Below are 21,472 nucleotides of genomic sequence, written 5' to 3'. Positions count from 1 at the left end.
TGCCTGGAGGCGGGGTGGCTCCTGGAAGTGCGGAAGCCTTCAGGCCCTACGCCGGGCCGTAGTAGCGCTGGTACACCGTGGTGAGCGTCACCGCCGCGGTGAGCAGGATGAAGCAGGCGATGAGCACCGGCTTGAAGCGCGTCAGCGTGCGCGGTGCCCAGGCGGGCGGGGCCAGCGCCACCACCAGCAGCGGCGTGTAGGGCAGCAGGTAGCGGCCCTGCACTCCGTCCACGTGGTTCGCGCCCGGCGCCGTCCACGCCAGGTACAGCATGGCCTGGATGGCCAGCACGCCCGCCACCGCCACTCCCAGCGCCACCGCGCGCTCGCGCCAGCCCACCTTCGGCGCGGCCCCGTCAGCGTCCAGCACCATCACTCCCAGGAGCAACGCGGCCAGGGCGAAGAGGGCAGGGCGGGGCACTGGCGTGTCCAGCCAGCCCAGCACGCCGCCGCCCTGATGCAGGAAGTCCGGCAGCCGCCTCCAGAAGTCACTCACCAGCACGCCCAGCACCTGGAAGGGGTGCGCGCGGATGTGGGCCACCTGCGCCACCACCTCGCTGGGGCGGAAGATGTCCCGCACGGTGGAGGACCACGCGAACTGGAGCAGCGCGGGCACGGCGACGATGGCGGCCAGGGCCAGGGCGTAGCGGCCGCGCGTCCCCAGCCGGGTGAGCGGCAGCAGCAGGAACACCAGCGACAGCGGCAGGTAGGCCTGCTTGCACAGCGCCACGAACACCGCGCTCGCCAGCAGCAGCCCCAACTGCTTCGCGCCCAGCGGCCCCGGGTGCGCGAAGGTGTAGTGCAGCGACAGCGCTACCAGCAGCAGGCACGCTGACATCGTGATGGGGTCCGCGGACACCGACGCGCGCTGGAAGAGCACCATGGGCGTGAGCGCCAGCAGCGCGAAGGCCCACCGCTGGAAGGGCATCAGCCGCAGCGCCAGCGCGGTGAGCAACAGCGCCACCAGCACGTTGCCCAGCCGGCCCGCCCACAGCACCGCCACCGGGGACGCCTCCAACAGCCGCGCGGGCACCATGCCCAACGACTGCGGGAAGTAGACCAGCGGGAAGTAGATGGCGGACGCGGCGAAGCGCCACTCCTGGGTGTCCTGGGGTGCCAGCGCCGCGTGCATCGCGTCGCTCAGGCGCTGCCGGTCCTGGCGCACCTCGGGATGGCCGCCCACTCCGTCGGACACCTCCTGCGCCACCCGCACGATGCTGCGCGGGAGCTGCCCGCCCGCGTCACCCACCGGGATTCGCGTGGCCGTCAGCTGTCCCTCGGAGACCTGGTACGCGCGGTAGAAGTGCGCGGGCTCGTCCGCCACCTGGAACGGGGGCGTGAGGAAGCTCAGCACCGCGCCCAGCACGGCGGCCACGATGAGGAAGGCCACCACGGGGGCGATGAAGAACGGACGCAGCGGGGACGGGGGCGGGGGAGACGGAAGCATGGAGAAGGGATGGGGCCCGGTGGGCCCTCAGACGGCGTGCGAGTCGCGATGGGCGGCGACGGCGGGGGAGACGACTTCCGGACGGGGCTGCGCACGCGCGGCGCGCTCGGCCTCCGCGGAGGTGAGCAGGGCGACCTCCTGGGCCAGCCGCTTGAGCTGCTGGCGCTGGTCGGCCACCTGGAGGCTCAGCCGGTACACCAGCCACATGAGGCACGTCAGGGCGATGAAGAAGAGGGCGGACGGGGCGTAGTAGATGCCCATGGCTGACGCCAGCGCGTCGATGCCGTGGCGCCACAGCGACAGGCCCGCGATGGCCACCGCCACCAGCAGCCACGCGAAGGTGTGCCGCTCGCTGGTGCGCCGGCCCCGGGCCGACCACAGGACGCTGAAGGCGAAGGCGGCCGCGAAGGCCACGCCGATGAGGCTGGAGCGAAGCATGGGCATCAGACGGGACGGACCCGCTCCATGAGCAGGGCGAAGGACACCTTCGCCATGTAGAAGGCCGACTTCCACGGCGTCAGCGAGCTGGTGCCTGTGAGGCGCGGACGCATGCGCACCGGCACCTCCGCGATGGCGAAGCCCTGCCGCGCCGCCATCAGCACGCTCTCCGGCTCCGGGTAGTCATGCGGGTGGACGCGCGCGAAGAAGCGGATCGCCTGCGGACCGAAGCCCCGGAAGCCGGAGGTGGGGTCGGTGATGCGGTGGTGGCTCAGCGTGGACAGCAGGCCCGCGAGGAACCGGTTGCCGAAGCGGCGCAGCCACGTGGAGCGGAAGCTGGTGACGCCCGCGAAGCGGCTGCCGATGACCAGCTCCACGCCCGACTGGAGCGCCTCGCGCAGCGCGGGCACGGACGCCGGGTCATGCTGCCCGTCGCCGTCCATGCGGATGACGTGCTCGTACCCGTTGCGGGACGCGAACAGCAGGCCGCTGGCCTCGCCTGCGGCGACGCCCAGGTTGAAGGGATGGCTGAGCACCCTCGCTCCGCAGTCCCGCGCGCGCTGCGCCGTGGCGTCGCGTGAGCCGTCGTCCACGACGAGCACGTCGAACTCCGGCAGCGCCTCGCGCAGCTCCGCCACCGTCGAGCCGATGCACTCCTCCTCGTTGAAGGCCAGCAACACGATGAGGCCCTGTCGGGTGTCCATTCAGCCCCCTCCTGCGTCTTCCGGGCTTCTACCGTTACCCGGCACGCCGGAACAACCCGCTACGCCCGGTTCCCGCTCACGCGAGCGATGAAGATACCCGCGTCCTCCAGGCTCAGGCCCCGGGCCACGGCGCCGAGCCCCTGGCCCGCCAGGGAGACGAGCGGCCTTGGGAGCTTCCGCAGGGCATGCGCCCTGTCCGCCAGGCTGCCGGCCTCGAAGTCCAGGTCCCCGAAGGCGTCCACGCGCTCCAGGCCCACGCGCGGGAGCAGGGCCTCCATGGAGTCGTGGGTGAAGTAGCTCTCGTGCGGAGGAAAGGTGCCGGCCTGGTAGAGCTGCTCCAGCAGCCCCGACGAGGCCACGCCGGCCATGGCACGGGAGACGCGGTAGAGCAGGCCGCTGGCCACCGGCACCTTCAGCACCACCCACTCCAGCTCGGGCGCCAGCTGTGTGACGAGGTGGCGCACCATGTCCGTCAGGTGCGCACCCGGGAAGTGCTCCACGACGTCCAGTAGCGTGAGGATGCGTGGACGGAAGGGCAGGTCCTGGAGGGGCAGGGGCCACTGTCCGCCCTCCGGAAGGGGCAGGCGCATGGCGGGGATGCCCGCGTCGCGCATCAGGTTGACGGACAGCTCGGAGATGTCCGCGCCGGCCAGCTCCTGGACGCCCGCCTCGCGGCAGCCCTCCAGGAACCAGCCCCGGCCCGCACCGAAGTCCAGGAGCCGCGAGGGCTGGGGAATGTGGCGGCGAAGGCGCTCGACGATGCTCCGGGCCTGGCGCTGGCGCGTGACGCGCAGCGAGTCCATGAAGCCGCCGCTGTCGTATTGCGCGTGGTAGTCGGCGGTGTTGCGCGGCGCGCGGTGGGTCGCCACGCGGTGGCCACAGCTCGCGCAGGTCTCCACGTCCAGCCGGGGGCCCTGGAAGGACGGTCGGAGCGAGGACGAAGCGCAGGCGGGACAGGAGGGGGCGGACATAGGGGGCGGCACCCTACCGCTTCCGCGCGTCCCCCGTCACGTGTCCGCCAGGCTCCCAGGCCGGCTAGCGGCCCCGTCGCCGCGAGGGCCCACGGCGCGACGGCTCCTGCGTGGGCTCTGGCGACGGCTTCGGCGAAGGCTCCGGCGTCGCAGCAGGCTGGCGCGACGTCAGCTGCTCCAGCTGTCGCTCCACCTCCTGGCGCCACAGGGACTGCGTGCGCGCCTGGACCCGCTGATGCTCGTGGATGAGCGCGAGCGCGTCCAGGATGGCCTCGTTGAACTCCACCTGCCGCCGGAGCGCCTCGTTGATGAAGGGTTGGAACGCCAGCCGGAAGGCGCGCTTGGCCATCACCAGCGCGGGCCCCACCACGGGCCGGTGGGACGAAGGCGGGTCCGCGTAGCGCGCGTCGCGCTTCATCCGTGCGCCCTCCAGGAACGGGGGCCACGCGGGGCTGGTGGCTGGGCCCTGGGTGGCGGCGAGGCGTCGGCGCAGCGCCTCCACCTTCTCGGGCTCTGGCGTGGGCAACCGCTCCAGGGACTCCAGCACCGCCTTCACGGTGGGGTCGCCGGTGATGAGGTCCTCAGCGCGCATGCGGGCGTCCTCCCACGTCCAGCTCCCTTGCCAGCTCCGCCGCCAGCGACGTCAGGTCATGCCCCGGAGTGAGCTCCCACAGCCTCTTTCCCAGGACCTGTTTGACGCCCGCGTCTGGCGCGCGGCGGGGCTCCCAGATGCCCGCGACGCGCGTGTCCGGCGGCAGCCGCGACACCGTGCGCCGGGCCACCTCCTCACCGGCACCCGCGAACAGCAACGGCCCCGGGGCGCACCGCACGCCCGTCTCCAGCGACGACGACGACGGCGGGCTGACCCCGTCCAACCCGAAGCAGGGCTCATCCGGCGTGAAGCGCCGCACCCGCGTCACGCCGTCGCGCTCATCGCTCGGGGCCAGTTGCAAGGGCATCACCTGACGGCGCACCGTCCACAGGCTCGCGTCCGGCAGCCGGTCCACCACCGCGCGCGCCAGCTGGGACATGGGCGCATCCGGCGCGGCGTCGAAGCCCGGGCACACCACGGTGACGGTGGGCGCGGCGGGCGGACGGGCCGGGGACGCATCCCCCTGGAGGAAGGGCATGAGCGCCTCGCGCACGCGCTGGGCCACGGACTGCTGGTCCAGGGACGCCAGTCGCTGGCGCTGCGCCTCCACCACCCGCGAGCGCAGGGCGGGGTCTCGCTCCAGCACCGCCAGCAGCCCCGCCACCTGCGCGGGGTCGTCCGACAGGGTGGTGAGGCCCGCGCCGCCCATGGTCTCCGGCACCGCCGCGGCGCCGTAGGCCACCACCGGAACGCCCCGGTACATGGCCTCCAGGAGCGGCACGCCGAAGCCCTCGTGGCGGCTCATGGAGAGGTACGCGGTGGCGGAGGCGAAGCACGCGGACAGCTGCGCGGCGTCCACGCGCCCCAGGAACACCACGCGATCCGGGCCCAGTTGCTCGCGCAGCGCCAGCACGGACGCGTCATAGGGCGCGCTGCTGTAGAGCGTCCCCGCGACCAGCAGCCGGCTCTTGGGCTGGTACAGGCGCTGGTAGGCGGTGAAGACGCGCAGCACGTCCTCCAACCGCTTGCTGGGCACCGTGCGGCCCACGAAGAGCACGTTGGCGCACCCGTCCTCCACCTGCTCGCGCAGGGCCGCGTCCGGCGGCACGTTGAACGCGTTCCAGTCCACCGCGAAGGGCAGGACGCTCGCGTCCGGATAGCCCGCGGCGGACAGCTCCTCCACGCTGAAGTGCGAGTACGCCCAGGCGTGCGTCACGTGCTCGCGCAGCTGGAGCAACTCCTCGCGCGCCAGCATGCAGCCGCGGGCGACGTGGCGGTCCGTGCCCTCGAAGAACCGCTCGGGCGTGACGTTGTGGTACAGCAGCGCCTTGCGGCCCTTCGCCTTGGCCACCAGCGGCACCAGCCGCGACTCGAAACTGTGGTGGACGAGCAGCGCGGTGTCCCGGCCCGCGTCGCGCGCGTAGTCGAGGGCGGGGCGCACCTCGTCGCGACACGCCTCGTCCCACTGCTCGGCGTAGATCTCCGACGCGTATCCCCATCCGCGCAGGAGGTTTCGCAGGTAGCGCACCTGGTTGCCCACGGCGTCGCCCCAGGCCAGCCGCGGCACGAGCTGGTGGATTGCTCCGGCGCTCGAGGACGCGGTCCCTCGCTTGCTGTTCCAGAGGCTCACGTTGGGCATGGCATTTACCCCTGGCCCGGACCGGCCACAAGTGGTCGCGCGCTTGCCTTGACGGGGATCCTTCCCTCCGCTACGGAGGGCGCTTTCTCTCGAAGTGCGAGTGGTGGCTTGTCAATGAACGTCCTGGTGACAGGGGGCTGCGGCTTCATCGGCTCCAATCTGGTGAAGTACCTGCGCCGCGAGCGGCCCGACTGGAAGATCATCAACCTCGACAAGCTCACGTACGCGGGCAACCTCGAGACCCTCGCCGACCTGGAAGGTGACCCGAAGCACGTCTTCGTGCGCGGCGACATCGCCAACCGGGAGCTGGTGGAACACCTCATCGTCCAGCACGGTGTCGATGCGGTGATGCACCTGGCGGCCGAAAGCCACGTGGACCGCTCCATCCTGGGCCCGGAGGTGTTCATCAACACCAACGTGCTGGGCACCCAGCAGCTGCTGGAGGCCTGCCGCGCCCGGGGCGTGAAGCGCTTCCTGATGGTCTCCACCGACGAGGTCTACGGCTCGCTGGGCCCCACGGGCGCCTTCACGGAGACCTCTCCGCTGCAGCCCTCCAGCCCGTACTCGGCCTCCAAGACGTCCTCGGACCTGATCGCGCTGGCCTACCACCACACGTTCAAGATGGACGTGGTGGTGACGCGCTGCTCGAACAACTACGGCCGCTACCAGTTCCCGGAGAAGCTCATCCCGCTGATGGTGGTGAACGCGCTGCACGACAAGCCGCTGCCCGTCTACGGCGACGGCGCCAACGTGCGCGACTGGCTCCACGTGGAGGACCACTGCCAGGGCCTGCTGGTGGCGCTGGAGAAGGGCCGCGCGGGCGAGGTCTACAACATCGGCGGCGGCTCCGAGCGCCGCAACATCGAGATCGTCAAGGGCATCCTGGGCCTGCTGAAGAAGCCCGAGTCGCTCATCCAGTACGTGGCGGACCGGCCGGGCCATGACCGTCGCTACGCCATCGACCCGACGAAGATCCGCACGGAGCTGGGCTATCAGCCGAAGCACACCTTCGAGCAGGGGCTGGAGGACACGGTGACCTGGTACATGGAGAACCGCGCCTGGTGGGAGCGGGTGACCAGCGGCGCCTATCGCCAGTACTTCGACACCCAGTACAAGGCCCGTCTGCAGGGGCGGGGCTGACGCCATGCGCTTTCTCGTCACGGGAGCCAACGGCCTGGTGGGCAGCCGCGTCTGCGCGCAGCTGACCGAGCGCGGTCACGAAGTGGTGGGCCTGGGGCGCGGTCCCCGGCGCACGGGCGGCACGCACGGCTACGTGGAGGTGGACCTCACGCGCGAGCAGGACGTGGCCGCGGCCATCGCCCAGGCCCGTCCGGAGGCCATCATCCACCCCGCCTCCATGACGGAGGTGGACGCGTGTGAGAAGGACCCGGACGCGGCCTACGCGGCGAACGTCCACGCCACGGCGGCGGTGGCTCGCGCGGCGAAGATTGCGGGCGCGCACCTGGTGCACGTCTCCACGGACTACGTCTTCGACGGAGACGCCGGGCCGTATTCCGAGGACGCGCTGCCCAACCCGCGTGGCGTGTACGCGCTGACCAAGCACATGGCCGAGCAGGCCGCGCGCGTGTTCGCGCCGGGCTGTGCCATCGCGCGCACGGCGGTGGTGTACGGCTGGCCCGCGGCGGGGCGTCCCAACTTCGGGGCGTGGTTGGTGGGGGCGTTTGAGAAGGGCCAGCCGGTGAAGCTCTTCGAGGACCAGGTGGTGTCCCCCAGCTTCGCGGACAGCGTGGCCGCCATGCTGGTGGAGCTGGGTGAGCGCCGGCTTGGTGGCGTGTGGAACACCTGCGGCGGCACGGTCATCGACCGGGTGGGCTTTGGCCGGGCGCTCTGCGAGGTGTTCGGCTTCGACGCGTCGTTGATCACGCCCACGCGGATGGCGGACCTGAAGCTGGCCAGCCCCCGTCCGCTGCGCAGCGGCCTCAAGACGGACAAGGTGCGCACGGAGCTGAAGGCCCAGCCGCTGGAGCTGGCGGAGTCCCTGGCGCGCTTCCACTCGGCCTGGAAGGCGCACCGCGCCGGTTGAGCATCGCGCGCGTGGCGGCCGGGCCGCGCGCATCCGTTTCGCGGCCGCGCCGTGGAACACAGGGGAGCACGCATGAAGGGAATCATTCTGGCCGGGGGTTCGGGCACGCGCCTGTATCCACTGACGCGCGTGGTGAGCAAGCAGCTGTTGCCCGTCTACGACAAGCCGATGATCTACTACCCGCTGACGACGCTGATGCTGGCGGGCATCCGGGAGATCCTCGTCATCTCCACGCCGCAGGACCTGCCGCGCTTTCGCGAGCTGTTGGGCGACGGAGAGCAGTGGGGCATCCGCCTCCAGTACGCCGAGCAGCCGCGTCCGGAGGGCCTGGCGCAGGCGTTCGTCATCGGCCGCGACTTCGTGGGCAATGACCCCGTGTCGCTCATCCTGGGTGACAACATCTTCTACGGCCACGGCATGGGAGAGCTCACCCAGCGCGCGTCGAAGCGCACGCAGGGCGCCACGGTGTTCGGCTACTACGTGAAGGATCCGGAGCGCTACGGCGTGGTGGAGCTCAACGCCCAGCACAAGGCCGTCAGCATCGAGGAGAAGCCGACGAAGCCCAAGTCGCACTACGCCGTCACCGGTCTGTACTTCTACGACAACCAGGTCATCGACATCGCGGCGAACCTCAAGCCGGGCAAGCGCGGCGAGTACGAAATCACCGACGTCAACGCGGAGTACCTGCGCCGCGGCCAGCTCAACGTGGAGCTGATGGGACGCGGCTACGCGTGGCTGGACACCGGCACGCACGAGTCGCTGATGCAGGCATCCAACTACATCGAGATCATCGAGCGCCGTCAGGGCCTCAAGGTGGCCTGTCCGGAGGAGATCGCCTTCCGCATGGGCTACATCGACGAGCAGCGGCTGACGGCGCTGGCGGAGCCCATGCGCAAGAACGAGTACGGCCAGTACCTGTTGGACCTGGTGGAGAAGCGGGGGGCGGTGTCGTGAAGGTGACCCCGCTGGCGATTCCGGACGTCCTGCTCATCGAGCCGAAGGTGTTCGGCGACGACCGGGGCTTCTTCCTCGAGTCCTTCCACGCGAAGCGCTACGCGGACGTGGGGGTGGTCGGCCCGTTCGTGCAGGACAACCTGTCGCGCTCGGTGAAGGGCACGCTGCGAGGCCTGCACTTCCAGGAGCCGAACGCGCAGGGCAAGTTGGTGCAGTGCCTGGCGGGCGCGGTGTGGGACGTGGCGGTGGACATCCGCAAGGGGTCGCCCACGTTCGGCCGCTGGGTGGCCGCGGAGCTGACGGGCGAGAACAAGCATCAGCTCTGGGTGCCCGCGGGCCTGGCGCACGGGTTCTGCGTGGTGAGCGACTCGGCGGACTTCTTCTACAAGTGCACCGCGCTGTACTCCCCGGAGTCCGAGCAGAGCGTGGCCTGGGATGATCCGGACCTGGCCATCCCGTGGCCGGTGAAGCAGCCGCTCTTGTCGGCGAAGGATCAGCGCGCGCCCCGGTTGAAGGACGCGCCCGTGCTGCCCGTTTTCTGACGCGAAGGGCGGCCGGGCAGGCGTGGCGCGGGGGCTTGTCATTCCCCGCCCCCTGCGCGGTGAGCAGGCAGGGGGGCGAGCTGCGTCCCAAGGGAGGAAGCCAGCCGGGGGATGGAATGCCCAATCTCCTCCGAGGAGGAGACGCATGGTCCTGCCCGGCAGGGGAATGAGTTGGAAGGAGTTCTTCAAGTCCCTCAAGGATGAGTGGGGGCGCGACAACGTGGGCAACGTCGCGGGCGCGCTGACGTTCTCCGCCATCATGGCGCTGTTCCCGTTCCTGCTGTTCCTCGTGTCCCTGGCCGGTGTGCTGATTGATCCGCACCAGGCGCAGCAGCTCATCCAGGAGCTGTCGAAGGTGGCGCCCCAGGAGGTGACGAAGATCCTGGGCGAGCGGCTGGAGGCGCTGGCGAGCAGCAATCCGGTGGGGCTCTTGACGATCGGTGGCGTGGGCGCTGTCTGGGCGGCGTCGGGCGGTGTGGTGGCGCTGATGGACGCGCTCAACACGGTCTACGGCGTGACGGAGAAGCGCCCGTTCTGGAAGAAGCGCGGCCTCGCGCTGCTGACGACGCTGGGGACGGCGGTGACGGTGGTGGTGGCGGCCCTCGTCGCCATCGTGACGCCGGCGATCGCGAACCGGCTGGGCGAGCCGTTCACCAGCATCGTGCTGTGGCTGCGCATGCCGGTGGCGGGCCTGCTGATGATGCTGCTGCTGGCGGTGCTGTACTACGTGCTGCCGGACGTGAAGCAGAAGTTCAAGTTCATCACGCCGGGCTCGGTGGTGAGCGTGGTCATCTGGGTGATCGCCTCGTGGGGCTTCTCGAAGTACGTGGCGAACTTCGGCTCGTATGACGTGAACTACGGCGCCATCGGCGGTGTCATCGTGATGCTGCTGTGGATGCAGATCTCCTGCATGGTCGTGCTGCTGGGGGCGGAGATCAACGGCATCCTCGAGCACAAGTCGCCGGACGGGAAGGCGCCGGGGTCGCGGGATCCGGACGCGCCGGGACCGAACGTGACGAAGACGGAGGCGGAAGAGGGAGGCGCGAACCTCCCCGGCGCCACGGACTTCCGTCCGGTTCCGCCGCAGCCGCAGTACGAGAACCGCCCGGTGCCGCTGAGCAAGACGCCGCTGGCCGCCGCGGCGAAGTGGGCCGCGGGCGTGGGCCTGGGCGTGTTCCTGATGCGCCGCAAGTCCACGGCGCGATAGGCATGGTGTTTAGCGGCGGGCGGTCCTCGAAAGGGGGCCGCCCGTTGTCATTTTCACGGCAGCGGTGATGTGACGTAGTCCGTCCCGTCGGAGTGGCAGCCGTGGCAGGTCGAGTGGGCGCGGCCGTAGTAGTTCCGGGTGTAGTCGGGGCCGAAGCCCTCGTAGAAGATCCAGGTGTCCTTGCCGGGGCCTTCCGAGACCTTCACGTCCAGCGCGTGGCCTCGGAGTGTCTTCCCGTCGTCCTCAAAGAGCTCCTTCACCAGGATGCTGCCCACGGGGTGTGTGGCGTTGCCGTCGCGCAGCGAACGCACGACGACGTCGTTGAAGAACACGCGGACCTTGCTGCCGTGGGGCGCGCGCGTGTCGTGGACCGAGGGCTCCGCGAGCCAGGAGGCGTACTCGCCCGAGCGGACGAAGGCGGTGATGCCGGTCTCGGATGTGTCGATGCCCTGGACGACGCCGAGCCCCTCGTCCACGGAGGAGGAGGGACCACAGGCGGCGGCGAACAGGACCATGAGCGGCAGGAGGTGGGCGCGCATGGTCAGGACTACGTCGGGGGCAGGGGAGCGGTTACAGCCTCATTGCGGCGCGTAGTTGTGGCTCAGGTCGAAGACGAGGGCCTTCACGATGGGCGTGATGGAGAGCTCGATGCGGCCCAGGTTCAGGTCCGCGCGGGTGACCTGGTAGGAGAGGCCGCCGAACTCGTCATCGAAAGTGAAGTCGTCGTTGTCGAAGATGGAGATTTCGAGCGGGTAGCGCAGCAGGTTGGACGTGATGACCTGGCAGCCGCCGGAGCGCCATTCGGGGTCCCAGCTCTCGTCCTCCTCGGTGCGGGAGCGCTCGGGAGCGCCGGGACACTTCATCTCCACGACGACGTCCGGAGGAGAGCCGTCGGAGTCCCAGTCCTCGCCCGTATCCGGGTCGACGTCCGCGATGGTGGCGTACCGAGGCTGGATATAGGTGCGCATCACGCCCACGTAGCAGGTGTGCTGGTCGAGCCGGCAGACGCTGCCCTCCGCGCAGGGTTCACAGGCGCTGCCATTGGGGCCGCATTCCGAGTCGCTCCGGAACGAGATGCACTCATTGAACGAGGAGCAGCAGCCGTCCGCGCAGTTCTCCGGGGTGCAGTCGTAGGGACCGCAGGCGGGGAGCCACAGCGCGCACATCAGGACGAACATCCACCAGCCGATGACTTTCATGAGCGCGGTGAACGCTACCCGCTTCAGGTCCGTCCGTCCCGAGCGTTGCGAGCGACGGCCTTCTCGTAGGCGGCCTGAAGCTCGCGGAACACCGAGCGGGAAGGGCGCGGCGCGTCCAGGTGCAGGTGGCGCAGCTCCTCCATGAACGCGTTCCAGAGGGGCGGGCCGCCCATCTCCAGCAGCTCCGCGCGCACCGACAGCTCCTCGCTCACCTGCGTGTGCCGGCGGCCCCAGGCACCCATGTGCGCGAGCAGGGGCACCAGTTGGATGGACGCCTCCGTGAGGCTGTAGATGCCTTTCTGCTGGTGGTTCGGATCCGGGCGTCGCGACAGCAGGCCGGACGCGGTCAGGCGCTTCAGCCGGTCCGCGAGGATGTTGGAGGCGATGCCTTCTTCGCTCTGCGAGAGCAGGTCGCCGTAGCTGCGCCGGTTCCCGAACATGACGTCGCGGATGACGATCAGGCTCCAGCGGTCGCCAAGCTGTTCGAGCGTCAGGTTGATGGGGCAGCCGGAGCGCCCTGTCTGCGGCATGGCCGTGATCCTGGGGTTTCTGCTTGCAGTATGCAAGTGGTGCAAATACGGTTCAACCCGTTGTGAAACGCAAGTGGTCGAAAGGAGAGGTCCGACGATGTCGATCGCGGTCTACGGTCACTATTTCTCTTCGTACACGCAGAAGGTGCTCATCGCGCTGTATGAGAACGGCACGCCCTTCGAGTTTCGAAGCATCAGCCCGGAGACGCCGGAGCATTCAGCCGAATGGCTGCGCCGCTGGCCGCTGCGCAAGTTCCCGCTGCTGGTGGACGGTGACCGTCAGGTCGTCGAGACGAGCATCATCATCGAGTATCTCCAGCTGAAGCATCCCGGGTCGGTGCGCCTGCTGCCCGAGGATCCGATGGCCGCGCTGGACGTGCGGTTCCTCGACCGCTTCTTCGACCTGCACGTCATGAACGCGGCCCAGCACGCCGTGGATGGGGCGTTGACGGGGGACCCGGTGAAGCGCCAGGACGGGATGAAGCTGGCGGTGGAGAAGCTGGAGCGGTCCTACGCGTGGATCGAAGGCCAGCTGGGTGGCCGGACCTGGGCCGCGGGCAACGACTTCACGCTGGCGGACTGTGCGGCCGCGCCGTCCTTGTTCTACGCGGACTGGACGCACCGGATTCCCGAGTCGTGTCCCCAGCTGCGCGCCTATCGCGCGAGGTTGCTCGCGCGTCCGTCCGTGGCTCGGGCGGTGGATGGCGGGAGGCCGTACCGCCCGCTCTTCCCGCTGGGAGCGCCGGACCGGGATTGAGAGTGGGTCAAGGCCGCGGGGGCGTGGAGACCGCGGCCATGATGTATCGAGGCAGGAGTTCCTCGCGGAACTTCCGCCAGATGGCGACGTGGTTGTAGTTGCCCGCGGTGAACAGCACGACAAGGTCCAGCTCCGGGACGACCATCACCAGCTGGCCACCGTTGCCGCTGGCTTCGTATTGCGAATACACGCGGTCGCCGACGCGAAGCTCATGGCGCCACCACGTGTAGCCGTAGGTCCGTCCGTCCGGCATCGTCGCCTGGTTCGCGACGGAGCGTTCCACCCAGCGCTGGCTGACCACGCGCTTCCCGTTCCACGTGCCACCGGAGAGGTAGAGCTGCCCGAGCTTCAGGGCATCCCGTGGGCGCATGTAGATGCCGCCGCCGAGGTACTGCTCGCCGTCGGGCATCAGGTCCAGGTGGTAGCCGCGCATCTGGAGGGGCGTGGCGACGTTCTTCGTGAAGAACTCGGGGATCCAGGTGCGGGTGGTGTTTCGGAGGACGCCGCCCAGCAGGTTGATATTCGCGGAGCAGTACACGGCCTTGCCGTCGCCGGGAGCGCGGACCATGGGGAGGTCCAGCGTGTACTTGTACCAATCCGGTACAGAGTCCTCGAGCCGGTCCTCGTTGCCGGGTGAGTCCGGATTGTCGTCGTCACAGGCCAGGCCCGTCGCCATGGTCATCAAGTGCGCGACGGTGAGCTTGCGCTTGCGCGCGTCCAGGTTGGAGAGCTTGCCTTTGTACTCGGGGAAGAGGGACGCGACGGGCGTGTCCACGGTGAAGGGGGCACCCTGGTCCAGGGCAATGCCAATCAGCAGGGACGCGTAGGACTTCGAGGAGGACCGCAGGTCGTGGGGACGCTCCTTGTCGAAGCCCTGGAAGTACTCTTCGACGATGAGCTTCCCGTGGCGCGCGATGAGCAGCCCCTGGATGGCGGGGACGGACTCCGGGCTCGGTTCCTGGTCGAGGATGCGCTGCACGAGCTGTTGGATCGGCTGGATGTCCATGCCGACGTCGGCGGGGGATGCCGTGGTCCAGCCATCGTCCTCCCCGATGGGCTTCTGGTAGGCGTAGGGGCCGGGAGCGGGCGTGCGGGAGTAGAGCCCCATGGCCTGCGACCGGTCCCGGCGGGTGAAGTCGAACGTCGTGTCGAAGGGAGGGTAGGGGAGCGACAGCCGTCCGGACTCCGCGTCGAACGTGCCTTCGATCTGGGTGTTGTCCTTGGTGGACGTGAGCCGGACCGTGCGGCCCTGGAGGTCGACACGGAAGAGCATCCGGTTGCCGAAGTTCCGCTCCGGGTTGCGGATGAACGCCTTCACGGAGCCGTCAGGCTGCTTCTGGACGACGAGATACAGCGAGAACCGGTCCTCCAGCGGCGCCACGTTGCCGCGCCAGACACCCGGCTGAAGCGCGCGCAGTTCCACGGGAGTGGCGAACTTCATGCCGCTCATGAGCACACGCGGCTGGATCCAGTGGCCCGTGATGCTCTGCCCGTTCTCCGCCAACGTCGCTCGGAGTTCGCCTCCTGGGAAGATGACGGACACCTTCCGACCCTCGACCCGAGCCGGGACGTCGAAGCCTGCGATGCGCGCGTGCCAGGAGTTCCCAGCCCGCACCAGTGTCAGCTCTCCGCGAACCTGAGGCCCGAGGACGCGCTCACCGCCCCAGATGCCCACCAACTGCTCCGCGGGAATGGGGACAGCGCCGACATGGAGCGGAAGCAGCGCCAGAAGAAGCCCAAGGAAGCGATACCGGATCATGGTCTGCTATTCATACGCTCCGTGACATCCCACGTCGGCAAATACCAGCGCATCCGCCCGCTGGTCGAAGGCATCATCGAAGATTCTCTAGCCACGGCCGCCAACCCTCAAGGCATCGAGAAGACGCTGGTGCTCCAGTGCCTCCGCTCGGACATGGCCGAGCAGGTGGATTTCCCGGAGATGTTCCTCGACACGGCGAGGGACGCCGCCCGGCTCACGCACCCGCACCTCGTGAAGGTCGTCGACGTGGGGGAGGCGGACGGCACGTACTTTCTGGCGAGGGAGCACCTCGATGGGCCCAGCCTGCGCAGGGTGATCAAGCACGTGGCGGCCCAGCGGATGACCCTGCCGGCGACCCTGTGCGCGCGCATCATCTCGCAAGCCTGCGAGGGGCTCGCCTACGCCCACGACCTCACCGACCCCAAGACGAACCAGCCGCTGCGGCTCATCCACCGCTGCGTCCGGCCGTACAACATCCTCCTGTCGCGCCAGGGGATGACCCAGGTGGTGGACTTCGGCATCGACTACTTCCGGGTACGGTGGGCCCCCGAGCACCACTTTTCCGACATGAGCAAGTACAGGTACATGGCGCCCGAGGAGATCATGGGCTTGTCGGCGGACCGGCGGGTGGACGTCTACTCACTCGGTCTGGTGCTCTACGAACTGCTCACCACGCACAGACCTTTTGAATCCATGTCCGAATTCAACTTGGTTCGGGCCGTCGCATACGAGCCCCTGGTGCCCGCCGAGCAGCACCGGCCGGACCTGCCCGATGCCCTTCGAGCCATCCTCGCCCGGGCGCTCGCGAAGGATCGGGACGAGCGCTACCCGGACTGCCACACGTTCCGGAAGGACCTGGAGGCATTCATCCGTTCGGTTGGGGAGCCGGTGACATCCCAGCAGGTGGCCCAGCTCGTCCAGCAGGTCTCTCCAAGTGACGACCCGGCCGTCGTCGCCCCGGCTCCAGACGGCCCGGAGAGCCAGGCCCGGCCCCGCGTGGGACGAGGCTGGATCCTCGTGGCGGTAGTGGGCTTGGGTCTCCTGCTTGGAGGCGGCGCCCTGCTCTGGAGGATGAGCGCCGCACCCGAGCCCGAGAAGGTTCGCGCTACTCCACCGTGAGAAGGAACTGGGCGGATGCTGGATGACCCGTCACCGCGAGGACGCGAGGCTCCTCTTTGTCCCACTGCCACTCTTTGCCCTGCGACTGCCAGGAGCACGGCTCGACGGTGATGGTCAGCGGTCCTGAGCCCTCGCCCCGAGGCTTGAAGCTCACCTCCAGCTCCGCGGTGGCCCCTCCCTCCAGTCCAGCGGTAACGCCGACGGCGTTCACGCGGAGCTCCTCCACCATCGGGAGCGGCTGGCCGCGATACCGCACGCTCACGTCCACCACGCGAGCGCCGATGAGCACCCCGGACACCCGGATCCGCACGGCCTCACACGCCGTCCCGTCATTGCGCACCACCGCCCGCCAGGTCTCTGCCACGGGCGAGGACACGGTCAGTGGCGCCGAGGTGTGCTCGGTCCAGTGGAACGCAGGTGTCTTGTAGCCCACGTGCATGAGCGACGCGCCCGGGCTCACCGGACGGTTCGAGGCATCAATGCGCAAGGGGTGTCCGGGCTCGGCGGTGAGCAGGAAGAGCGCGTCACTGTCCTCGGCGCCCACCCACCACCGGTCAGGCTCGGCGGGCGTCACGGCCACGAAGGAGGGCCACTCCCCCGTGAGCGTCTCAAGCACCTGGAGCCCGGGCAGGGACACCAGGAGGCTCTTGTCCTGGACGAAGAGGAGCGCCCGGGTCGCGTCGAGGACGCATATCCCAGCGCCACCCCAGGTCAGGTCATCCGCAGCCTCATCATCCTCATCATCCTGCTCCGGGATGGAGCCGAGCAGGCTGCCGTCGAGCGCGAAGTGGAGGAGCGCTGTCTGCCGGTAGTTGATGACGAGAAGGAGAAGCACGCCGTGGGGCGTGGCCAGGGCCCGCCAGATGTCCTGCTCATGGCCCGGCTCGACCTGGAGCGCTCCCTGCGGCTGAGCAGCCCCCGGGCGGAGCACGTAGACGCGGCCACGGCCCTTCTCCAGGACGGTGATGCCAAAGGGGCTCGTGTCGAGGAACGCCCCATCGGGGGACTGACGAGGGGGACGGCCCTCGGAGTACCCGTACCCGTGACTGGCGCTCACGGGCTTGGGCAAGGTCATGGGCTCCCATCGCTGCCCGGCCCCATTGGTCGTGAAGAGGGTGGTCAGCTTTAGGGCGCCGTCCACCACCGTTCCGATGAGCCGGTCTCCATCGGTGGTGAGATCGAAGCACTCCGTCGGAAAGGCTTGGACGGGAGAGTTCGCGCCGGCCCCTACGGAGAAGACCCGCCGATCCCCGCTACCCACCCAGACGTCCTTTGCCTCATCCAGCGCGGCGAGCACCACGGGCGCGGACGAAGGATTCGGAACGTCTCCACTGACCTCCCGGCGCACGCCTTCGGCTCCATGGAAGACAATGAATCGATGCGGACTGAGATCGAACAACCACTGTTCACGGGCAAGAAGACGGCGTGTCGGGTACATGGCCCTGCATCATACCCACTGACGCCTCGCGTACCGTCGCGTCCGGCTTCTGGGCCACTAGCCGTTTAATCTCGGTGGCCACCTCGCTCCGAATAGGTGAGAAGTTCCGCTCCAGGTTTCGGATGAACGCCGTCACGGAGCCATCAGGCTGCTTCTGGACGACGAGATATAGAGAATCGGTCCTCCAGTGGTGTAACGATTCCCTGCCACATACCTGGATGAAGCGCGCGCAGTTCCACCGAGTTGGCGAGCCTCATGCCGCTCATGTGCACTCTTAGCTGGATCCAGCGGCCGGCGATGATCTGTCCGTCCTCTGCGAGCGCGGCTCGAAGCTCACCCTAGCCATCGGAAACGACGACGGACGCCTTCTGACCGTCGAGCCGAGCGGGAATGTCGAGGCCCGCGATGCGCGCACGCCAAGCGCTCCCCTCCTGCACCAGCGTCAGTTCACCTTGGATTTGAGGCCCCAGGACGCGCTCGTTGCCCCAGATGCCGACCGACTGCACTGCAGGCACAGGGACTGCGCTGACATGGAAGCAGCGCTAGAAAGAGTGTAACGAGTCCTTGCTTCCTGCTGAGAAGGGGCCGTGGCCGAGGCATGGCTGGGTTAGGTATGTTTTTGCCTTCATTGTGGTGAGGTGTGTTTAACGGCGTTGCCTCGTTTGCGTGGGCTATTTGTCTTCAATCCATTGTCGCATCCAAATTGGGGCGAATCCTAGATGCTCTAAATGCCTGAGAGTGTCCTTGGGGATGAAGAGGCTGCCGCCTTTGAGGCTGTCATGGACTTTCAATACGAAGCTCTGAGCGCTTGATGCTAGCTGTTGATTGGTTGAGTCTGAAAGGATGTATGCAGCCATGAGGAGTTCCGTGATGGTCCGCCGCGAGGGCTGTGTTCGCGTCATTAGGTCGCAAAGAGATGATTCGAGATCTCCGAACTTAATTTTCTTTGATAGGTAGAGTCCAGAGATGACGGAAGGGGTTACGCCGTGACGCCTTCCGGATAGAAAGTCCCCGTCGCTCAGTTGGCTGTATCCTTTATCTTTGATGAATGCTCGGACGATGTCGTCTGGAGGCGGGAGGCGGCGGACGAGTTGACGCCACTCAAGATCCCATGTGCTTATCTTTAAATGCTTTGAAATGGATCGAGCAGTGAGGACTTGTATTGCCGGAAGATAGTCAAGGGAGTCGGCTGATAGGGGGAAGAAAGATGTGAGCGGCCACATCATTCTGTCTTGATACACTTGTCTTCCGTGCGCGATTGAATTTCTGATTTCAATTAGGTTCTCCACTAGTTCTTGGGATTTGACATTTAGCATCCCTAGATGCTCAAGGAAGTGGCAGATTCGGGATGCAACTGGGATGTGCTCGGCGACCGCCAGTTTTACCGATTTCGTTTTCTCGCCCTTTAGCTGTTGCAGTCTGGGGCCGCGGTGCTTCAGATTCTTGCTGAGAAGCTTTGTGATGAATAAGTCGATCTCTTTGTTGATTGATTCCGTTAAGCTTTTATTGTGTTCTTTGGCGAGTAGTTCGAGAATGTGGAAATACGACAAGAAGGCCTCGTCTGCATACAGATGCGACTCTTCCCTTTCTTGCATCCAGCGAGCTTTGCGCCATCGGTCAAGAAGTGAGGTGGTAAGTAGCTTGGCGCCAGGGGGTGTATTGGTGGTTGTTGAGAATAGAGTTGAGAGGCTTTTTGAGTGATCTCCTGATTCTGAGATTAGTTTGCTTTTGGATGTATAGGGGGTGAGTGGTGTGTTTGTTGCTCGTGCCGATGTTGATATTGTGTCAAGCGGGGTGAGTGGTTCGCCTGTGAGAAAGGTGATTGCGCCTAAGAGTGACAGGTATCGAGGCCTGAAATGGCGAGCGCTTTCGGATATGCTATCTATTTTGTCGAGTTCTATTTGTGAGTCTATTATTAAGTATCCGTTTGGGGTGTGCGTTTCGGGTGTTTCGGCGTTGCCAAAGGTTTCTCGATCGTGTTCGGGAGGAGTTGGGGATGTGTAGATGTGGGTTTCGGGTGTGGCGAAGTCCGCTTCGAGTTTGAACTCTAGTGGGATTGTGTTTGTTATAATGCTTTTTGGAGAGGTCGGCATTGGTGCGATAGGTGCGATGTGGATGGTAGTGATGTCTGTGCGTAAGCTGAGGTTCATCCCTCGTCCGTGCGAAGCGCTGCCTTCATCACCGATGGTATGCCCAGTCCCACAAAAAGTTCCTCTTGCAGTTCCAGACCTGGGCCAAATCACGAGTACGACCGACTCCCCATGGCTGTCGGCCTGAAGTGGAGGGCTGCCGCTCCGTCCGGGCATCACCCAGGAGAGGGATAGACATCCGCACGAAAACGCCGCCTCGCTTCCGGAGGACCGGAAACGGGCGGCGTTTGGCACTGCCTACGGATGTGACGCGGGACTACCGACGCTTGAGCGCCGCGTCCGCGTGCTTCTCCCTGAACTCCGAATAAGGCCCGTTGAAGTCGAGCACTTCCTTGCCCGCCTCCAGGCTCCAGATGCGGGTCGCGACCTCGGAGATGAGCTCCTGGTCGTGCGTCACACAGATGACCGTGCCGTCGAACTTCGACAGGCCTTCCGCCAGCGCCGCGATGGACTCCAGGTCCAGGTGGTTCGTCGGCTCGTCGAGGATCAGCACGTTGTCCTGCGTGATCATCAGCTTGGACAACAGCACTCGCACCGTCTCACCACCGGAGAGCGTGTCCGTTGCCTTCATCCGCTCCTCACCCGAGAAGAGCATCCGGCCCAACACGCCCGAAATCTCCTCGTTCGTCAGCTTCTCGCTGATCTCCCGGAGGTAGCCGAAGCACGTCGTGCCCTTGTGGATGACGCCGTGGTGGTCCTGCGGCAGGTAGCCCACCGTCGCCTGGTGGCCCCAGGTGATGGTCCCCGCGTCCGGCTCCAGCTGGTTGGCCAGCATCTTCACCAGCGTGGACTTACCCACGGCGTTGCGGCCAATCACGCAGATGCGCTCGCCCTTGCAGACCAGGCCCGTGAACGGCTTGATGACCGGCACCCCGTCGAAGGACTTCTTCAGGCCCTCGAACATCAGCGTCTGACGACCGCTGACCACCTTCTGGTCGAACCGGATGAACGGCCGCGCGATGTTCGAGCGCTTCAGGTCCTCCGTCTTCAGCTTGTCGATCTGCTTGATGCGGCTCTGCACCTGCGACGCTCGCGTACCGGCGTGGAAGCGCGCCACGAAGTCCTGCAGCTGGGCGATCTTCTTCTTCTTCTCCTCCGTCTCGGACTCGACCCGGGTGCGCAGCTGCGACTTCTGCCGGACCATGTCGTCGTAACCACCCGTGTACTGGATGATGGTCTCGTAATCGATGTCCGCGATGTGCGTGCAGATGGAGTTCAGGAAGTGCCGGTCGTGGCTGATGGTGATCAGCACGCCCTCGTACACATGGAGGAAGTTCTCCAGCCAGCGGATGGAGTCGATATCCAGGTTGTTCGTGGGCTCGTCGAGCAGCAGCCCTTCCGGCTTGCCGAACAGCGCCTGCGCGAGCAGCACTCGCAGCTTGAGTCCGCCCGTCAGCTGGCGCATGGGCTCTTCGTGGAAGGACTCCTCGATGCCCAGACCGGCCAGCAGCGTGGCCGCGTCGCTCTCCGCCGAGTAGCCGTCCTCTTCCGCGATGACGCCTTCCAGCTCACCCAGCCGGTTGCCGTCCTCCTCGGTGATGTCGGACTTGGCCAGGAGCTTGTTCTTCTCGTCCATCGCCGCCCACAGGTGGCGGTTGCCCATCAACACCACGTCGATGACGCGGTCGCTCTCGTAGCGGAAGTGGTCCTGGCGCAGGATGCCCAGCTTCCGCGGGCGGATGATGTCGCCCATGTCCTGCTCCTCGTCACCCGCGAGGATCTTCATGAACGTGGACTTGCCGGCCCCGTTCGGACCGGTCAGGCCGTAGCGGCGGCCCGGCGAGAAGGCGACGTTGACCTCCTCGAACAGCTTCTTGGGCCCATAGGCCTTGGAGACGTTGATGACGTTGAACATGGCGGCGGCTTGTAACGGAAATGGCGCGGCGACCCAAGACGCGCGGTAAATCGAAGCCCGGCGGCGTACCGGAGGACCCAATGTAACCGCCGGACCGCCCCGGAAATGCCGCCTTCCCACCGGGTTCCCA

20 protein-coding genes are annotated in these 21,472 nt (G+C 67.1%); 7 read left to right on the top strand and 13 right to left on the bottom strand.

Annotated features, from left to right (window positions below):
• Positions 1-46: 46 nt before the first annotated feature.
• The 6 genes from D7Y15_RS06855 to D7Y15_RS06830 all read right to left on the bottom strand — a co-directional run bounded on the left by D7Y15_RS06855 (position 47) and on the right by D7Y15_RS06830 (position 5,788).
• Entirely contained in the window at positions 47-1,444 is a 1,398-nt protein-coding gene (locus tag D7Y15_RS06855; protein ID WP_121752061.1) for a DUF2142 domain-containing protein, read from the bottom strand.
• A 27-nt stretch (positions 1,445-1,471) separates the two neighbouring features.
• Positions 1,472-1,882 carry a DUF2304 domain-containing protein gene (locus D7Y15_RS06850; RefSeq protein WP_121752078.1) on the bottom strand — a complete coding sequence of 137 codons (411 nt, stop codon included), beginning with the start codon at positions 1,880-1,882 and terminating at the stop codon, positions 1,472-1,474.
• A 5-nt stretch (positions 1,883-1,887) separates the two neighbouring features.
• The gene (locus tag D7Y15_RS06845) at positions 1,888-2,586 is read right to left on the bottom strand and encodes a glycosyltransferase family 2 protein (RefSeq protein WP_121752060.1); all 699 of its coding nucleotides are present in this window, start codon (positions 2,584-2,586) and stop codon (positions 1,888-1,890) included.
• A gap of 59 nt (positions 2,587-2,645) precedes the next feature.
• Positions 2,646-3,557, bottom strand: coding sequence for a methyltransferase domain-containing protein (locus D7Y15_RS06840; protein ID WP_121752059.1), 912 nt, complete (start codon positions 3,555-3,557; stop codon positions 2,646-2,648).
• 64 nt (positions 3,558-3,621) lie between these two features.
• Entirely contained in the window at positions 3,622-4,149 is a 528-nt protein-coding gene (locus D7Y15_RS06835; protein ID WP_121752058.1) for a hypothetical protein, read from the bottom strand.
• Positions 4,139-5,788 carry a glycosyltransferase gene (locus tag D7Y15_RS06830; protein ID WP_121752057.1) on the bottom strand — a complete coding sequence of 550 codons (1,650 nt, stop codon included), beginning with the start codon at positions 5,786-5,788 and terminating at the stop codon, positions 4,139-4,141. Before D7Y15_RS06830 ends, D7Y15_RS06835 begins: the two co-directional genes overlap by 11 nt.
• Positions 5,789-5,902: 114 nt before the next feature.
• Between D7Y15_RS06830 and rfbB the strand changes: the two genes are divergently transcribed.
• The 5 genes from rfbB (at position 5,903) to D7Y15_RS06805 (ending at position 10,535) form a co-directional block, all read left to right on the top strand.
• The gene (gene rfbB, locus D7Y15_RS06825; RefSeq protein ID WP_121752056.1) at positions 5,903-6,928 is read left to right on the top strand and encodes a dTDP-glucose 4,6-dehydratase; all 1,026 of its coding nucleotides are present in this window, start codon (positions 5,903-5,905) and stop codon (positions 6,926-6,928) included.
• A gap of 4 nt (positions 6,929-6,932) precedes the next feature.
• Positions 6,933-7,832 (top strand): SDR family oxidoreductase, encoded by a 900-nt coding sequence (locus tag D7Y15_RS06820; RefSeq protein ID WP_121752055.1) that lies wholly within the window; start codon positions 6,933-6,935, stop codon positions 7,830-7,832.
• A 72-nt stretch (positions 7,833-7,904) separates the two neighbouring features.
• The gene (gene rfbA, locus D7Y15_RS06815) at positions 7,905-8,786 is read left to right on the top strand and encodes a glucose-1-phosphate thymidylyltransferase RfbA (protein ID WP_120576678.1); all 882 of its coding nucleotides are present in this window, start codon (positions 7,905-7,907) and stop codon (positions 8,784-8,786) included.
• Positions 8,783-9,328, top strand: coding sequence for a dTDP-4-dehydrorhamnose 3,5-epimerase (gene rfbC, locus D7Y15_RS06810; RefSeq protein ID WP_121752054.1), 546 nt, complete (start codon positions 8,783-8,785; stop codon positions 9,326-9,328). Before rfbA ends, rfbC begins: the two co-directional genes overlap by 4 nt.
• A gap of 145 nt (positions 9,329-9,473) precedes the next feature.
• The gene (locus tag D7Y15_RS06805; protein ID WP_121752053.1) at positions 9,474-10,535 is read left to right on the top strand and encodes a YihY/virulence factor BrkB family protein; all 1,062 of its coding nucleotides are present in this window, start codon (positions 9,474-9,476) and stop codon (positions 10,533-10,535) included.
• 53 nt (positions 10,536-10,588) lie between these two features.
• On the opposite strand, the gene D7Y15_RS06800 is transcribed toward D7Y15_RS06805, so the two are convergent.
• The 3 genes from D7Y15_RS06800 to D7Y15_RS06790 are packed head-to-tail and all read right to left on the bottom strand — an operon-like array spanning position 10,589 to position 12,264.
• Entirely contained in the window at positions 10,589-11,074 is a 486-nt protein-coding gene (locus D7Y15_RS06800; RefSeq protein WP_121752052.1) for a hypothetical protein, read from the bottom strand.
• A 39-nt stretch (positions 11,075-11,113) separates the two neighbouring features.
• Positions 11,114-11,734: a hypothetical protein gene (locus D7Y15_RS06795; protein ID WP_148712713.1), complete on the bottom strand. Its 621-nt coding sequence runs from the start codon at positions 11,732-11,734 to the stop codon at positions 11,114-11,116.
• 23 nt (positions 11,735-11,757) lie between these two features.
• Complete coding sequence (locus D7Y15_RS06790; protein ID WP_121752050.1) at positions 11,758-12,264, bottom strand: helix-turn-helix domain-containing protein; 507 nt, start codon at positions 12,262-12,264, stop codon at positions 11,758-11,760.
• 97 nt (positions 12,265-12,361) lie between these two features.
• Between D7Y15_RS06790 and D7Y15_RS06785 the strand changes: the two genes are divergently transcribed.
• Complete coding sequence (locus tag D7Y15_RS06785; RefSeq protein WP_121752049.1) at positions 12,362-13,021, top strand: glutathione S-transferase family protein; 660 nt, start codon at positions 12,362-12,364, stop codon at positions 13,019-13,021.
• Positions 13,022-13,028: 7 nt separating this feature from the next.
• On the opposite strand, the gene D7Y15_RS06780 is transcribed toward D7Y15_RS06785, so the two are convergent.
• Positions 13,029-14,780 carry a serine hydrolase gene (locus tag D7Y15_RS06780; RefSeq protein ID WP_233604848.1) on the bottom strand — a complete coding sequence of 584 codons (1,752 nt, stop codon included), beginning with the start codon at positions 14,778-14,780 and terminating at the stop codon, positions 13,029-13,031.
• A 21-nt stretch (positions 14,781-14,801) separates the two neighbouring features.
• Between D7Y15_RS06780 and D7Y15_RS06775 the strand changes: the two genes are divergently transcribed.
• Positions 14,802-15,899, top strand: coding sequence for a serine/threonine-protein kinase (locus D7Y15_RS06775; protein WP_158629015.1), 1,098 nt, complete (start codon positions 14,802-14,804; stop codon positions 15,897-15,899).
• Here the strand turns inward: D7Y15_RS06775 and D7Y15_RS06770 are convergent.
• From D7Y15_RS06770 to D7Y15_RS06760, 3 genes are all read right to left on the bottom strand, one after another.
• Positions 15,886-17,247, bottom strand: coding sequence for a hypothetical protein (locus tag D7Y15_RS06770; protein WP_148712712.1), 1,362 nt, complete (start codon positions 17,245-17,247; stop codon positions 15,886-15,888). The two genes, D7Y15_RS06775 and D7Y15_RS06770, sit on opposite strands and share 14 nt — an antisense overlap.
• 761 nt (positions 17,248-18,008) lie before the next feature.
• Entirely contained in the window at positions 18,009-19,487 is a 1,479-nt protein-coding gene (locus D7Y15_RS44065; protein WP_148712711.1) for a hypothetical protein, read from the bottom strand.
• 256 nt (positions 19,488-19,743) lie between these two features.
• Complete coding sequence (locus tag D7Y15_RS06760; protein WP_120595261.1) at positions 19,744-21,342, bottom strand: ABC-F family ATP-binding cassette domain-containing protein; 1,599 nt, start codon at positions 21,340-21,342, stop codon at positions 19,744-19,746.
• Positions 21,343-21,472 lie beyond the last annotated feature (130 nt).

This window comes from Corallococcus sp. AB030, assembly GCF_003668965.1.
Lineage (GTDB): Bacteria > Myxococcota > Myxococcia > Myxococcales > Myxococcaceae > Corallococcus > Corallococcus exiguus.
This window is presented reverse-complemented; position numbering and strand designations above follow the sequence as displayed.

Coding starts and splice junctions, on each gene's coding strand:
- D7Y15_RS06780 (WP_233604848.1), bottom strand. CDS start 14,780: ATGATCCGGTATCGCTTCCTTGGGCTTCTTCTGGCGCTGCTTCCGCTC.
- D7Y15_RS06790 (WP_121752050.1), bottom strand. CDS start 12,264: ATGCCGCAGACAGGGCGCTCCGGCTGCCCCATCAACCTGACGCTCGAA.
- D7Y15_RS06855 (WP_121752061.1), bottom strand. CDS start 1,444: ATGCTTCCGTCTCCCCCGCCCCCGTCCCCGCTGCGTCCGTTCTTCATC.
- D7Y15_RS06795 (WP_148712713.1), bottom strand. CDS start 11,734: ATGAAAGTCATCGGCTGGTGGATGTTCGTCCTGATGTGCGCGCTGTGG.
- D7Y15_RS06785 (WP_121752049.1), top strand. CDS start 12,362: ATGTCGATCGCGGTCTACGGTCACTATTTCTCTTCGTACACGCAGAAG.
- D7Y15_RS06835 (WP_121752058.1), bottom strand. CDS start 4,149: ATGCGCGCTGAGGACCTCATCACCGGCGACCCCACCGTGAAGGCGGTG.
- D7Y15_RS06760 (WP_120595261.1), bottom strand. CDS start 21,342: ATGTTCAACGTCATCAACGTCTCCAAGGCCTATGGGCCCAAGAAGCTG.
- D7Y15_RS06830 (WP_121752057.1), bottom strand. CDS start 5,788: ATGCCCAACGTGAGCCTCTGGAACAGCAAGCGAGGGACCGCGTCCTCG.
- D7Y15_RS06805 (WP_121752053.1), top strand. CDS start 9,474: ATGGTCCTGCCCGGCAGGGGAATGAGTTGGAAGGAGTTCTTCAAGTCC.
- D7Y15_RS06840 (WP_121752059.1), bottom strand. CDS start 3,557: ATGTCCGCCCCCTCCTGTCCCGCCTGCGCTTCGTCCTCGCTCCGACCG.
- D7Y15_RS06845 (WP_121752060.1), bottom strand. CDS start 2,586: ATGGACACCCGACAGGGCCTCATCGTGTTGCTGGCCTTCAACGAGGAG.
- D7Y15_RS06820 (WP_121752055.1), top strand. CDS start 6,933: ATGCGCTTTCTCGTCACGGGAGCCAACGGCCTGGTGGGCAGCCGCGTC.
- D7Y15_RS06850 (WP_121752078.1), bottom strand. CDS start 1,882: ATGCTTCGCTCCAGCCTCATCGGCGTGGCCTTCGCGGCCGCCTTCGCC.
- D7Y15_RS06800 (WP_121752052.1), bottom strand. CDS start 11,074: ATGCGCGCCCACCTCCTGCCGCTCATGGTCCTGTTCGCCGCCGCCTGT.
- rfbB (WP_121752056.1), top strand. CDS start 5,903: ATGAACGTCCTGGTGACAGGGGGCTGCGGCTTCATCGGCTCCAATCTG.
- D7Y15_RS44065 (WP_148712711.1), bottom strand. CDS start 19,487: ATGAACCTCAGCTTACGCACAGACATCACTACCATCCACATCGCACCT.
- rfbA (WP_120576678.1), top strand. CDS start 7,905: ATGAAGGGAATCATTCTGGCCGGGGGTTCGGGCACGCGCCTGTATCCA.